Source organism: Pseudomonas sp. TH32 (assembly GCF_016650855.1).
In the GTDB taxonomy this organism is placed as follows: Bacteria; Pseudomonadota; Gammaproteobacteria; order Pseudomonadales; family Pseudomonadaceae; genus Aquipseudomonas.
In genome coordinates this window covers 798,723-810,893 of sequence record NZ_JAEKFA010000002.1, presented here as the reverse complement: position 1 = coordinate 810,893, position 12,171 = coordinate 798,723, and the positions used below count along the sequence as shown (strand labels likewise).

The 12,171-nt window shown below is 59.2% G+C and carries 14 protein-coding genes; 3 read left to right on the top strand and 11 right to left on the bottom strand.

What is annotated here, in order from left to right; translation table 11 throughout:
- Positions 1–54 precede the first annotated feature (54 nt).
- Together infC and thrS are read right to left on the bottom strand one after the other, a co-directional pair.
- Positions 55–606 carry a translation initiation factor IF-3 gene (infC, locus tag JFV30_RS07545; protein ID WP_169875357.1) on the bottom strand — a complete coding sequence of 184 codons (552 nt, stop codon included), beginning with the start codon at positions 604–606 and terminating at the stop codon, positions 55–57.
- Complete coding sequence (thrS, locus tag JFV30_RS07540) at positions 606–2,528, bottom strand: threonine--tRNA ligase (RefSeq protein WP_201122804.1); 1,923 nt, start codon at positions 2,526–2,528, stop codon at positions 606–608. Before thrS ends, infC begins: the two co-directional genes overlap by 1 nt.
- Before the next feature lie 364 nt (positions 2,529–2,892).
- Between thrS and JFV30_RS07535 the strand changes: the two genes are divergently transcribed.
- Both JFV30_RS07535 and JFV30_RS07530 read left to right on the top strand, forming a co-directional pair.
- Positions 2,893–3,207 carry a hypothetical protein gene (locus JFV30_RS07535; protein WP_201126144.1) on the top strand — a complete coding sequence of 105 codons (315 nt, stop codon included), beginning with the start codon at positions 2,893–2,895 and terminating at the stop codon, positions 3,205–3,207.
- A gap of 288 nt (positions 3,208–3,495) precedes the next feature.
- Positions 3,496–3,708: a cold-shock protein gene (locus tag JFV30_RS07530; protein WP_003179963.1), complete on the top strand. Its 213-nt coding sequence runs from the start codon at positions 3,496–3,498 to the stop codon at positions 3,706–3,708.
- A gap of 73 nt (positions 3,709–3,781) precedes the next feature.
- Here the strand turns inward: JFV30_RS07530 and JFV30_RS07525 are convergent, their stop codons facing one another.
- Positions 3,782–4,102 (bottom strand): I78 family peptidase inhibitor, encoded by a 321-nt coding sequence (locus JFV30_RS07525; protein WP_010175633.1) that lies wholly within the window; start codon positions 4,100–4,102, stop codon positions 3,782–3,784.
- 147 nt (positions 4,103–4,249) lie between these two features.
- Complete coding sequence (locus JFV30_RS07520; RefSeq protein ID WP_201122802.1) at positions 4,250–4,555, bottom strand: hypothetical protein; 306 nt, start codon at positions 4,553–4,555, stop codon at positions 4,250–4,252.
- Between the two features lie 146 nt (positions 4,556–4,701).
- Here JFV30_RS07520 and JFV30_RS07515 point away from each other — a divergent pair, with 146 nt between their 5' ends.
- The gene (locus tag JFV30_RS07515) at positions 4,702–4,914 is read left to right on the top strand and encodes a hypothetical protein (RefSeq protein WP_010175634.1); all 213 of its coding nucleotides are present in this window, start codon (positions 4,702–4,704) and stop codon (positions 4,912–4,914) included.
- Positions 4,915–4,947: 33 nt separating this feature from the next.
- On the opposite strand, the gene JFV30_RS07510 is transcribed toward JFV30_RS07515, so the two are convergent.
- The 7 genes from JFV30_RS07510 to JFV30_RS07480 are packed head-to-tail and all read right to left on the bottom strand — an operon-like array spanning position 4,948 to position 11,916.
- Positions 4,948–5,976, bottom strand: coding sequence for a nucleoside hydrolase (locus JFV30_RS07510; RefSeq protein ID WP_201122800.1), 1,029 nt, complete (start codon positions 5,974–5,976; stop codon positions 4,948–4,950).
- Positions 5,977–6,002: 26 nt separating this feature from the next.
- On the bottom strand, positions 6,003–6,407 hold the full coding sequence (rbsD, locus tag JFV30_RS07505) for a D-ribose pyranase (RefSeq protein ID WP_010175637.1): 405 nt from the start codon (positions 6,405–6,407) through the stop codon (positions 6,003–6,005).
- Positions 6,404–7,321: a ribokinase gene (gene rbsK, locus JFV30_RS07500; RefSeq protein WP_201122798.1), complete on the bottom strand. Its 918-nt coding sequence runs from the start codon at positions 7,319–7,321 to the stop codon at positions 6,404–6,406. The genes rbsD and rbsK overlap by 4 nt, the downstream gene beginning before the upstream one ends.
- 23 nt (positions 7,322–7,344) lie before the next feature.
- Positions 7,345–8,367: a LacI family DNA-binding transcriptional regulator gene (locus JFV30_RS07495; protein WP_201122796.1), complete on the bottom strand. Its 1,023-nt coding sequence runs from the start codon at positions 8,365–8,367 to the stop codon at positions 7,345–7,347.
- A gap of 3 nt (positions 8,368–8,370) precedes the next feature.
- Positions 8,371–9,348, bottom strand: a complete 978-nt coding sequence (locus tag JFV30_RS07490; RefSeq protein WP_003219960.1) for an ABC transporter permease — start codon at positions 9,346–9,348, stop codon at positions 8,371–8,373.
- Positions 9,345–10,898, bottom strand: a complete 1,554-nt coding sequence (locus JFV30_RS07485; RefSeq protein WP_010175644.1) for a sugar ABC transporter ATP-binding protein — start codon at positions 10,896–10,898, stop codon at positions 9,345–9,347. Before JFV30_RS07485 ends, JFV30_RS07490 begins: the two co-directional genes overlap by 4 nt.
- 58 nt (positions 10,899–10,956) lie before the next feature.
- Positions 10,957–11,916, bottom strand: coding sequence for a sugar ABC transporter substrate-binding protein (locus tag JFV30_RS07480; RefSeq protein WP_201122794.1), 960 nt, complete (start codon positions 11,914–11,916; stop codon positions 10,957–10,959).
- Between the last annotated feature and the right edge of the window lie 255 nt (positions 11,917–12,171).

Below are 12,171 nucleotides of genomic sequence, written 5' to 3'. Positions count from 1 at the left end.
GTACTCCGCATTCAGTTGATAAACATAATCAGAAGGCCTGCCGTGCCCTATTGATTACTTCTTCTTTTTCGGGGCGATGACCATAATAAGCTGGCGTCCTTCCATCTTAGGATGCTGTTCGACCGAACCGTACTCGAGCAGGTCAGCTTCAACCCGCTTGAGGAGTTCCATCCCCAGCTCCTGATGGGCCATCTCACGGCCGCGGAATCGCAAGGATACCTTGGCCCTGTCCCCATCACTCAGGAAACGTACCAGGTTGCGCAGTTTTACCTGGTAATCCCCTTCCTCCGTCCCTGGACGAAACTTGATTTCTTTTACTTGAATCTGCTTCTGGTTCTTCTTCGCCGCGGCAATCTGCTTCTTCTTTTCGAAGATCGACTTGCCGTAGTCCATCACCCGGCAAACGGGCGGGATTGCGTCGGCGGAGATTTCCACCAGGTCCAATTTGGACTCTTCAGCAATACGAAGCGCTTCATCAATCGAGACGATGCCAATCTGCTCGCCGTCAGCGCCAATTAACCGAACCTCGCGTGCCGAGATATTCTCGTTGATCGGGGCTTTCGGTGCAGCTCGTTTATCTTGTCTCATTTCACGCTTAATAATAATTACTCCGAATCTGGGCGACCACGCCGGGAAACCGCTTGCGCGAGGAACTCAGCGAACTGGGCGACGGGCATCGAGCCCAGGTCAGCACCTTCACGAGTACGCACAGCGACAGTCTGCATCTCGACTTCCCGATCTCCGATAACCAAAAGATAGGGAACCTTGAGCAAAGTATGCTCGCGGATTTTAAAGCCGATCTTTTCATTTCTCAAGTCGGACTTGGCACGAAACCCGCTTTCATTGAGAGTTTTTTCAACTTCAGCGGCAAAATCTGCCTGTTTATCAGTGATATTCATGATCACTGCCTGGGTCGGAGCCAGCCACGCAGGGAATGCACCCTCGTAGTGCTCGATCAGGATCCCGACGAACCGTTCGAACGAGCCGAGGATCGCCCGGTGCAGCATAACCGGGTGTTTACGGCTGTTGTCTTCGGAGACGTATTCGGCTCCCAAACGGATCGGCAGGTTAAAATCGAGCTGCAGGGTACCACACTGCCAGACACGTCCAAGGCAATCTTTCAGCGAGAACTCGATCTTCGGACCGTAGAACGCGCCCTCGCCCGGCTGCAGGTCGTACGCAAGCCCCGCACTGTCGAGCGCTGCAGCCAGTGCCGACTCGGCGCGATCCCATAGCTCGTCGGAACCGACGCGTTTTTCCGGACGAGTGGACAGCTTCATTTCGACTTCGGTGAAGCCGAAATCGCGGTACACGTCCATGGTCAGCTTGATGAACGCAGCGGATTCAGCCTGCATCTGCTCTTCGGTGCAGAAGATGTGGGCGTCATCCTGAGTGAAGCCACGCACACGCATGATGCCGTGCAGTGCACCCGACGGCTCGTTACGGTGGCAGGCACCGAACTCGGCCAGACGCATCGGCAACTCGCGGTAGCTCTTCAGGCCCTGGTTGAACACCTGTACGTGGCACGGGCAGTTCATCGGCTTGATGGCGTAGTCGCGGTTTTCCGACTGGGTGGTGAACATGTTGTCGGCGTAGTTGGCCCAGTGCCCGGATTTCTCCCACAGACTGCGGTCAACGACTTGCGGCGTCTTGATTTCCAGGTAGCCGTTGTCGCGTTGAACCTTGCGCATGTACTGCTCAAGCACCTGGTACAGGGTCCAGCCGTTCGGGTGCCAGAACACCATGCCCGGCGCTTCTTCCTGGAGATGGAACAGGTTCAGGCGCTTGCCGATCTTGCGGTGGTCGCGTTTTTCGGCTTCTTCGATGCGCTGGATGTAGGCCGCCAGCTGCTTTTTGTCAGCCCAGGCAGTGCCGTAGATCCGCTGCAGTTGTTCATTCTTAGCGTCACCGCGCCAGTAGGCACCCGACAGCTTGGTCAGTTTGAACGACTTGAGGAAGCGCGTGTTCGGCACGTGCGGGCCACGGCACATGTCGACGTATTCTTCGTGGTAATACAGGCCCATGGCCTGCTCGTCCGGCATGTCTTCCACCAGGCGCAGCTTGTAGTCTTCGCCGCGGGCAGTGAACACGTCGATCACTTCGGCACGCGGAGTGACTTTCTTGATGACGTCGTAATCTTTCTCGATCAGCGCGTGCATGCGCTGCTCGATGGCCGCCATGTCGTCCGGAGTGAAAGGACGCTCGTAGGCGATGTCGTAATAGAAGCCTTCGTCGATGACCGGGCCGATGACCATCTTCGCGGTGGGGTACAGCTGCTTGACCGCGTGGCCAATCAGGTGCGCGCAAGAGTGGCGAATGATCTCCAGCCCCTCTTGATCCTTGGGCGTAATGATTTGCAGGCTGGCATCGCCGGTGATCATGTCGCTGGCGTCCACCAGCTTGCCGTCGACTTTACCGGCCACGGTGGCCTTGGCCAGGCCGGCACCAATGGATGCGGCGACCTCGGCTACGGAAACCGAATGATCGAATGAACGTTGACTGCCGTCGGGAAGAGTAATAGTTGGCATGGCGCCTCCTCTCCTAGTGGTGACCCCTACCAAAGGTCACGTGGGTTGGGATGAGCCAGTACAAGATCCAATACCAGGCCGTTCAGTGATGAACGCCTGCCTTACAGCGGCAGGAGCCTTTCGGCCAACCGATAATCGAACCAGAGTGACTGGAGTTAAACAAAAAAGACCTTGGCAAGGCGGCAAAGGGCGCGCCGGAAAATAGCCAAGCGAAAGATGCTAGCACAGATGAACGGTCATGGCGCCGGCTCAGCTTCACGAAACGCAAATTCCCGGATTTTAGGGGCAAAAGTGAACTTGAACTGTACGGCGAGCCTCAAACACACCGAGAATCGCCGTTCGTCCACGACTCCAGGAGCATTTAATTATGCGTTTTACCTCGACTTTCGCCCTCGCTGCATCCCTGACCCTCATGTCCCTTGGCGCGCACGCCGCTGCCCCTTCGAACTGGCCTGCCGGTGCCCGGGACGGATTCATCAAGGATTGCAGCGCAGCCGCCCAGCAAAGTGTTGATGCCAAAACCGCCAAAGACCATTGCGAATGTGGCGCAGACAAAATCAATGCCGAGTTGAGCAGTGCAGAGATCAAAGAGCTGATGACCAACCAGAACGCGGATCCTGCGCTCAAGAACAAGGCCGTCGCCGCTATTTCGTCTTGCAAGGTCGTGAAGAAAAAGTAATTTTTACGCCCCGCCAGACCGGCTAAAGGGCCAAAAAACGCCCCGAAAACTGCCATTTCTCACAAATTACGCAGCTTTTACGGCTTTTTTTAACAGCTGATATTTCACCTGAAAGCCCCGTAGATCGGGGCTTTCAGCCAGCCAAGGCATGAAACACAACGCGTTTGGTTAGCAAACAATGCCTTGGGGGGCTCCCAAGCCGAACATTTCGACTATGATAGCTCGGTGTGCCCAGTTGGCCTGAGCAGCACAGCACTACTGAAAATATATGTTTCTTGGAGATACACCATGTCTAATCGCCAAACCGGCACCGTTAAATGGTTCAACGATGAAAAAGGCTTCGGCTTCATCACTCCTCAAGGTGGCGGTGACGACCTGTTCGTACACTTCAAAGCTATCGAAAGCGACGGTTTCAAAAGCCTGAAAGAAGGCCAAACCGTTTCCTTCGTGGCTGAGAAAGGCCAAAAGGGTATGCAAGCTGCACAGGTTCGCCCAGAGTAATTTCTGCGCTGATCTAAAAAACCCCGTCCATGTGACGGGGTTTTTTATGGCTTGGATAAAAGCGCTGAAGCAATCAGCCGCAGTTAACCCGGTTGATCACCAGATTGTCATCGGTGTTGAGGTTCAGGCGATCCGAGCGGTATTCCAGGGTGACCATGTCGTCTGGCTTGAGAATGCGTGCGTTCTGCGCACCGGCGCGGCTACGGGCCTGTTCCAGCAGTTGCGGCGAAGCCTTCTGGCCGATTGCGAACTCGGCAGCCTTCGCCTCACAGCGGCTGTGACCAGCATCGGCCACGGCAGTGTCTTTGGCTGGCTCAGAGGTACCCGGGGTACTGCAACCCGTCAAGGCGAGCGCAGCCAACAAAGTACCGAATGATGCGAGCTTCCAAGGCATGAAGCCTCCTTTGAGAAAAAATGGACAGAGATCGTGCGACCGTGGTTTGGCCGATTGGTTTCAGAATTGTCACAATTGGCCGTGGGCCAGTCTGCCTGAGTCGACCCTTCACACTGGCGAATCAATCGTCACCAGATATGAGCGCACTCAGTAAATGTCGATGTAATCGAACGGCGGATTTGGCCAGTTCTGCTTGAGTGCGTTGAAAATCTGCATCACCCACACCTCATCGCTGGCCGCGACGTTGCCGACGTAACCGGAACCCGCCGCCCAGGTCTCCAGACGGAACAACAGGCCGTCGATATCAACGCCGCCCACCACGCCGGAAGAGATGTAGGCAATGCCGGCCTTGGTGACGCGCAATTGGGTGTGAACGTTGTCACTGGCGGAGGCAAGCAGCTGTCGCACAGCGTCCAGTGTCAGGTTCTCGGAGTTGTTCAAATCGATCTGCACGCGGTTTGCCCTGGCAATTAAACAGGCGGACAGTGTCGCACAGCCCTCCCCTCATGCCTAAGTAGCAGTGCCAAACGCCGCGCAAAATGGTTAACTCCCCACGCCAGATAAACGCACCAGCCGCCTTTCAGCCTCGCGAGACACCCATGACCATCGTGACGATCCACGCCGACATCAAAGCCAAGTGGCCCCACGGGCAGAGCTCCTACAGCCCGGGCAGCCCGGAGGAGTTGGCAATCATCGGTATCGACCTGTTGGTCAAGGAGATGGGGACACAGGCTGCGCAGGCATTTATCGGCCAGGTATTCGAGAAATACCCGGCCGATCACATGGGGGCACCAGACCCCGAGCGCGAATAAGACCCGGCCGACGAACGCCGACCGGTAAACCGCTTACTTCAGGCGGCCAAGACGTTCGGTCAGCAGATCGAAGAAGCCCTGGGCATCGCCGTTTTCAACCCAGAACGCGTTCTTCGGTTGTTTCAGGCCGTCGTACCAATCGACGATAGTCTGGCCGAAGGTCGGGCCTTCACGGCTGTCCACCACCACATTGACCTCGCGGCCGCTGAACAGCGAAGGCTTGAGCAGGTAGGCAATCACGGTAGCGTCATGCACCGGGCCGCCTGGAATACCGTAGTGCTCCATGTCGCCCTTGACGTATTCATTGAGAATGTCGCCAACCACCTTGCTCGCGTTGTTGTTCAGCGCAGCGATTTGCTTCAGGCGTGCGTCGCTGGTCAGGACCTTGTGGGTCACGTCCAACGGCAGGTAAGTCAGCTTGACGCCGCTTTTGAGCACGATCTCGGCCGCGATAGGGTCCGCGAACAGGTTGAACTCGGCCACCGGCGTAATGTTGCCGCCATTGAAGTGCGCGCCGCCCATCACCACCACTTCCTTGATGCCTTGAGTGATCTCCGGTGCCTGGGTCAATGCCAGCGCCAGGTTGGTCTGCGGGCCGAGCATGGCGATGGTGATGCTGTGGGGCTTGGCGTTGCTGAGGGTCTTGATCAGGTAATCAACGGCATTGCCTTCGGCCAGGCCTTTTTTCGGCTCATGCACGGTAACGCCGGAGATGCCTTCCTTGCCGTGGATGTTTTCGGCATAGATCGGCGTGCGCAGCATGGGTTTTGGTGCACCGGCGTACACCGGGATTTCTTCGCGCCCTGCCCACTCGCGGGCCAGCCGCGCATTGCGGGAGGTCTTGTCCAGCCGCACGTTGCCGGCGACGGTGGTCAGCGCACGGATCTTCAGCTCATCGGGCGAAGCCATGGCGAACAGCAAGGCCACTACGTCGTCGGCACCGGGGTCGGTATCGATGATCAGGTCGATTTTTTCCGCCCCGTGGGCGCTTGCAGCGGTTAGCACGGACAAAAGCAGCACACTCCGGAACAGGTGTCGCAGGGTTTGGGTACCACGTTGCATGACGCACTCCTTGTCGTTGGGAAATTCTAGAACGTTACGCCGGAAACCAGCGCGATATTGCAGTAAGGCTGGCACTCGCCCGTGCGCACCACCGCCCTCGCTTTGCGGCTGAGCTGCTTGAACTCTTCATGACTGACCAGGCGGCGCTCACCGAGGGCAGCCTGTTCGGTCAGGGCATTGAGGTCAGTCAGGGCCGGCGGTTGCTTGAGCAGGATTTCCTCAGCGAGCACGTGACTTTCCACCTGCATTTCGCTGAGCACGATGCGCAGGGTGCTGACGAAATCCGGGATGCCTTTGGTCAGCGCCAGGTCGATCAACTCGACGCCCGGCGGCACCGGCAGGCCGGCATCGCCGATCACCAGAATGTCGCCATGACCAAGGGATGCAATCACCCGCGACAGCGCGATATTGAGCAAGGGAGTCTTTTTCATGAGGGCACAAAACCTTGGACGTCATGCAATGTAGGAATGGAGGGTTGCGCACCGGCACGGGTCACGGACAACGCCGCCGCCACCTGGCCAAAACGAATGGCCTCGGCCTCGCTTTTGCCGTTGGCCAGCGCCGCCGCAAAACCACCGACGAAGGTGTCACCGGCAGCTGTGGTATCGACCGCCTTGACCTTGGGCGCCACCAGATGCTCAAAGCCTTGACCATCGGCGAACAACGCACCCTCGGAGCCGAGGGTAATGATCACTTTACCGGCACCGGCCTTGATCAGGCGCGTGGCGGCGACCTTGGCGCTGTCCAGTGAGTCGACCACCACACCACTCAAGGCCGAGGCTTCGCTTTCGTTGGGAATCAGGTAATCGATGGCGGCATACCAGTCCTCAGGCAACGGACCGCTGGCGGGTGCCGGGTTGAGGATCACCGTCTTGCCCAGTTCGCGGCCGCGCTTGAGGGCATGGCCGACGGTGTCCATCGGTGTCTCAAGCTGACAGACGATGACGTCGGCAGCCTGCAGCACACTGTCAAATGTCTGTAATTTGGCCGGGGTCAATTCGCCATTGCTGCCGGCGACGATCACGATCGCATTCTGGCTGCTGTCATCCACCACGATCAGCGCCACGCCGCTGGAACCGTCGACGGTGCTGACGGACTGGCAATCGATACCTTCCACCACCAACGCGTCGCGCAATTGCACGCCATAGGCATCGGTGCCTACACAGCCGACCATCGCGACCTCGGCCCCAAGACGCGCCGAAGCGACCGCCTGGTTCGCGCCCTTGCCGCCCGGGACGGTGGAAAATGATTGGCCGATCAGGGTTTCACCGGCGCGGGGCAGCCGGCTGGCCCGGGTGACCAGGTCCATGTTCAGGCTGCCTATTACCACTACTTTTGCTGGCATACATCAGTACTCATCAATTCGGTTCAGCGGTATTGGGCAAATACACCGGCCAACGGCGCCGTCGACTCGCGCAGAACAATACTCGGCGTCACGATGCGTTGATCGATCGGCAATTGGGGTGTCGCAATTCGTCGCAGTAAAAGCTCGGCCGCCATCTCTCCCAGCTGCAGGATCGACTGGCCCACCGTGGTCAGCGCCGGGTACACGTACTGGCTCATCTGGATATCGTCAAAGCCGATCACCGACAGCTCTCCGGGCACGCGGATATTGCGCTCGGCAGCCGCGCGTAATACGCCGAAGCCGATCATGTCGTTGCCGGCAAAAATCGCGCTGGGGGGATTATCCGCCAGCAATTGCGCTGCAGCTGCATAGCCACCGGTGCTGGTGAAATCACTTTCCAGTACCCGCCCGGCCGACACCTCAACCCTGGCTTCGGCCAGGGCTCGGTAGTAACCCGCCATACGCATCTGCGCCACGCGGGTGTGGCTCGGGCCGCCAATGCAGGCAATGTCGCGGTGGCCCAGATCAAGCAAGTGCCGGGTCGCCAGGTAAGCGCCCTGTTCGTGGTCGATGCGCACCAGGTCGACATCGATTCCGTCCAGTGCACGGTCGACGATGACCATGGGCGTACGCACCGCTTTCAGGCCCGTTGCCAGGCCGCTGTCATCGCCGCCCACCGAGGTCACGATCAAACCGTCGATGCGCTTTTCCAGCAGCACCCGCAGGTAGCTGCGCTGCTTTTCGGCATTGTCATCGGAGTTGCAGAGGATCACGCAATAGCCGTTACGCTCGCAATAATCCTCGATGCCCCGGGCCAGCTCCGCAAAGTACGGGTTGAGGCTGTTGGGCACCAACAGGCCGATGGTCGCGGTGGTCTTGGCCTTCAGTGACCGTGCGACCGCACTGGGCACATAGTCGAGCTGCTTGATGGCCGCCTCGACCTTGATTCGTACCGGCTCGCTGACCGGACGCGTCTTGTTCACCACATGGGACACCGTGGTGTAGGAGATCCCCGCCAGCGCGGCCACATCCTTGATCGTTGCCATGGCTCAGGCTCGCCGACTGGCGCGCTGGCTGCGGTACGTATCCAGCACGACCGCGATCACGATCACGGCACCGGTGATGATACGTTTGGTCGGTTCGGTGGCGCCAATCTGCGCCAGCCCTGCCGCCAATACCGAGATAATCAGTACGCCGAAGAACGTGCTGATGACCGAGCCACGCCCGCCCATCAGGCTGGTGCCGCCGATGACCACGGCAGCGATCACTTGCAGCTCCAGGCCGGAACCGGCGTTGGGATCTGCCGCTTCCAGGCGCGAAATCTGGAACAGTGCCGCCACGCCGGCCAACAGGCCCATCAGGCTGAACACCAAAATCTTGTAGGGCTTTGGATTGATCCCGGCCAGGCGCACGGCCTCTTCGTTGGTACCGATGCCGATCAGGTAGCGACCGAACACGGTACGCGTCAGCACAAGCTGCGCGGCGATGATCACCAGCAACGCGATGATGAACGAGGGCGAAATACCGAAGGCCACCGGGTTGGACAGCCAGGCAAACGAATCACCGATATAGGCGGTGCGCGAGCCAGTCATCTGGTAGGCCACACCACGGGCCATTTCCAGCACGCCGAGGGATACGATGAACGACGGGATGCGCCAGGCCACGGTGATCGAACCGGTAATGGTACCGGCCAGCGCGGCGCAGCCCATGCCCAGCACGGCGGCCGGCAACACACTCCAGCCCCAGCCGAGAATCGCCACGCTGACCGCTGATGCAGCGAGGGCCAGCACCGAGCCCACCGACAGGTCGATGCCGCCGATGATCAGCACAAAGGTCATGCCGACCGCCAACACCATCAGGTCAGGAATCTGGTTGGCCAGGGTGCTGAAGGTGTCGTACGAGAGGAAGTGGTCGCTCAGGAACGAGAACAGCGCAATCATCGCCAGCAACGCGCCGGCCAGGCCCAGGTAGGTACCCAGGCCGTAGAAGTTGCCGCCACGTTTTGCGGGGGAGGAAGTGGTTTTCATGGGGTATTCCTAGGCGCTGCATCGTTGAGCAACGCATCACGTTTCTGATAGCCGGCAAAAGCAGCGGCAAGCAATTCGTCCTGGGTCCAGCTGTCGCGCTCGAAGGTCTCGATCAGGCGCCCGGCGGAAAGCACGCCGATACGGTCGCAGATCAGCATCAACTCACGCAGGTCGCTGGACACCACCACCAGCGCCTTGCCCTGGCGGGTCAGGTCGCCGAGCAAGGCATAAATATCGAATTTGGCGCCGACGTCGATGCCCCGGGTCGGCTCATCGAACAGCATCACCGCGCAGTCACGCTCCAGCCAGCGGCCAATCACCACCTTCTGCTGGTTACCGCCCGACAGCTCGGACACCAACTGCGCCGGGCTGGAGCTACGGATGCGCATGGCGTCGACCTGGCGCTTGGCCAGGGCCGTTTCGTCACGACTGTTCACCAGGCCCGCGCTGGACACCTTCGGCATGTTGCCCAAGGCAATATTGGCGCCGATGGATTGGGTCAGCAGCAGGCCTTCACCTTTACGGTCCTCGGTGATCAGGGCGATGCCATGACCGACCGCGTCGGCGGGCGAGCGAATGCTTACGACTTGCGCAGGCGTGCCCAGGGCCACGGTGCCGCTGTCGGCCAGGTCGGCACCGAAGATCAGGCGCAGCAATTCTGTACGACCGGCACCGATCAGGCCGGAAATGCCGTAGATTTCGCCGGCACGCACTTCAAACGAGACATCGCGGACCTTGTCCGAGCGGGTCAGGCCTTTTACGGTCAACAGCGGCGCGCCGATGGTGCGCGGGCCCAGGTCGATTTTCTCGCCCAGCTCACGACCCACCATCAGCGTGACCAGTTGCTCACTGTTGTAGTTGGCCATCGGCTCGACACACACCAGCTTGCCGTCCCGCAATACCGCAATGCGCTGGGCGACACGGGCGAGTTCTTCGAGCCGGTGGGAAATATAGATGATCGCCACGCCCCGGGCCTGCAGGCGGGTGATTTGTTCAAACAGCATCTCGACCTCACGGGCAGTCAACATCGCCGTGGGTTCGTCGAGGATCAATACATGGCAATCGCCAATCAGGTTGCGGGCAATCTCGACCATCTGTTGGTGGCCGATGCCGAGGCTGCCGACTAGCGTGTCCGGGTCGATGGCGTCCAGGCCCACCTGAGCCATGGCTTCAATGGCAGCCTTGCGCAGTTGCTTGCGGCTGATCCAGCCACCGTGGCTGGGCAGGTTATCGAGGAACAGGTTTTCGGCGACAGTCAGGGTCGGCAGCAGGTTGAGCTCCTGCATGACCATGCGGATGCCCTGCTCTTCTGCCTGGGTCCGGCTGCCCGGCGTGTAGGCCTGGCCATTGAACTGCATGTGGCCGTCGGTCGGTGTGACCAGCCCGCCGATGATCTTCGACAGGGTGCTTTTCCCCGCGCCATTCTCACCGGTAAGCGCCAACACTTCCCCACGATTGAGCGTCAGGGTGATGTCGGATAGAACCGGCTGGGCATAGGTCTTGCCGATACCGCTGACCGAGAGGACAGCGTTCGGTGCGGAAGATGACATAGGAACGTCTCCAGGCGTCCGCTCAGGGTGAGCGGACGCTGTTTTGTGCTGCCGGAAATTACTTCTTGAGGATGAGTTCGACCGGGGTTTCGATCATGCCATCCACGGCATCGACTTTTTCACCCTTGACCAGCTTCAGAGCATTCTGGATACCGAAAACGGCTTGCTGGGCAGCGGCCTGGTCGGCGGTGGCCAGGACACGGCCATCCTGAAGCATCGGCTTGATCGCTTCGATGTTGTCGTAGCCGACCACGAGCACCTTGCCCGCCTTGCCAGCGCCACGCACAGCGGAGACTGCGCCCAGTGCCATGTTGTCGTTACCGGCCAGCAGCGCCTTGATGTTCGGGTTTGCCTGGAGCATCGCAGCGGCAATCGCGTTGCCCTTGTCGATTTCCCACTCGCCGGACTGGGTGGAGACGATCTTCATGCCGGCGGCGTCCATCGCGTCTTTGAAGCCCGCGGTACGCTGCTGGGCGTTGGTGGTGGTAGACACACCTTCGATGATGCCAACCTGATCACCCTTGGTGAGGTGCTTGGCCAGTTCTTCGCCCACCAGGCGTGCGCCCTTGCGGTTGTCCGGGCCTACGAACGGGATATTCAGGGATTTGCTTTTCAGCACATCGACGTCGAGGCGGTTGTCGATGTTGACGATCTTGATGCCTTTGTCCGAGGCCTTCTTCAGCACGGTGACCAAGGCTTTCGAATCAGCCGGAGCAATGACGATGGCGTCAACTTTGGACAGGATCATCTGGTTGACGATATCGATCTGCGCAGCGGTATCGGTTTCGTTCTTGATCCCGTTGGTGATCATGTCGAAATCGGCGGCGTGGGCCTTCTGGTATTCCTTGGCACCGTCTTGCATGGTGACGAAGAATTCGTTGGCGAGGGATTTCATGACCAGGCCGACCTTGGGTTTGGCGGCGGTCTCGGCGGCAAATGCAGAGGAAAGAGGCAGGGCAGCGGATGCGGCAGCAAGCACAGCGACAGCAAGAAGACGTCCAGCGAATGGCAGCTTCATGGGTTCACTCCGATCTTATGATTATTGTGAGCAACGCTTGCACCGAAGAACGCTTCGGCAGTCATCCCACCCGGGCGACTGATACGAGCTTTCACGACACTCAAGGAGCACCCCGTGAAACATCTCGCAAACGTTTGCGTTAGGTCAAACTATGAGAAGCTTGTCGAGATTTGTCAACGGGAGAAAACAGCCTTTTCATGAATCCGCTCTACGCCCTGCCCTCGCGGCCATTGGCTGCCCTCATTAAACATCGAC

Coding starts and splice junctions, on each gene's coding strand:
- JFV30_RS07480 (WP_201122794.1), bottom strand. CDS start 11,916: ATGAAGCTGCCATTCGCTGGACGTCTTCTTGCTGTCGCTGTGCTTGCT.
- JFV30_RS07490 (WP_003219960.1), bottom strand. CDS start 9,348: ATGAAAACCACTTCCTCCCCCGCAAAACGTGGCGGCAACTTCTACGGC.
- JFV30_RS07485 (WP_010175644.1), bottom strand. CDS start 10,898: ATGTCATCTTCCGCACCGAACGCTGTCCTCTCGGTCAGCGGTATCGGC.
- JFV30_RS07515 (WP_010175634.1), top strand. CDS start 4,702: ATGACCATCGTGACGATCCACGCCGACATCAAAGCCAAGTGGCCCCAC.
- JFV30_RS07510 (WP_201122800.1), bottom strand. CDS start 5,976: ATGCAACGTGGTACCCAAACCCTGCGACACCTGTTCCGGAGTGTGCTG.
- thrS (WP_201122804.1), bottom strand. CDS start 2,528: ATGCCAACTATTACTCTTCCCGACGGCAGTCAACGTTCATTCGATCAT.
- rbsD (WP_010175637.1), bottom strand. CDS start 6,407: ATGAAAAAGACTCCCTTGCTCAATATCGCGCTGTCGCGGGTGATTGCA.
- JFV30_RS07530 (WP_003179963.1), top strand. CDS start 3,496: ATGTCTAATCGCCAAACCGGCACCGTTAAATGGTTCAACGATGAAAAA.
- JFV30_RS07525 (WP_010175633.1), bottom strand. CDS start 4,102: ATGCCTTGGAAGCTCGCATCATTCGGTACTTTGTTGGCTGCGCTCGCC.
- JFV30_RS07495 (WP_201122796.1), bottom strand. CDS start 8,367: ATGGCAACGATCAAGGATGTGGCCGCGCTGGCGGGGATCTCCTACACC.
- rbsK (WP_201122798.1), bottom strand. CDS start 7,321: ATGCCAGCAAAAGTAGTGGTAATAGGCAGCCTGAACATGGACCTGGTC.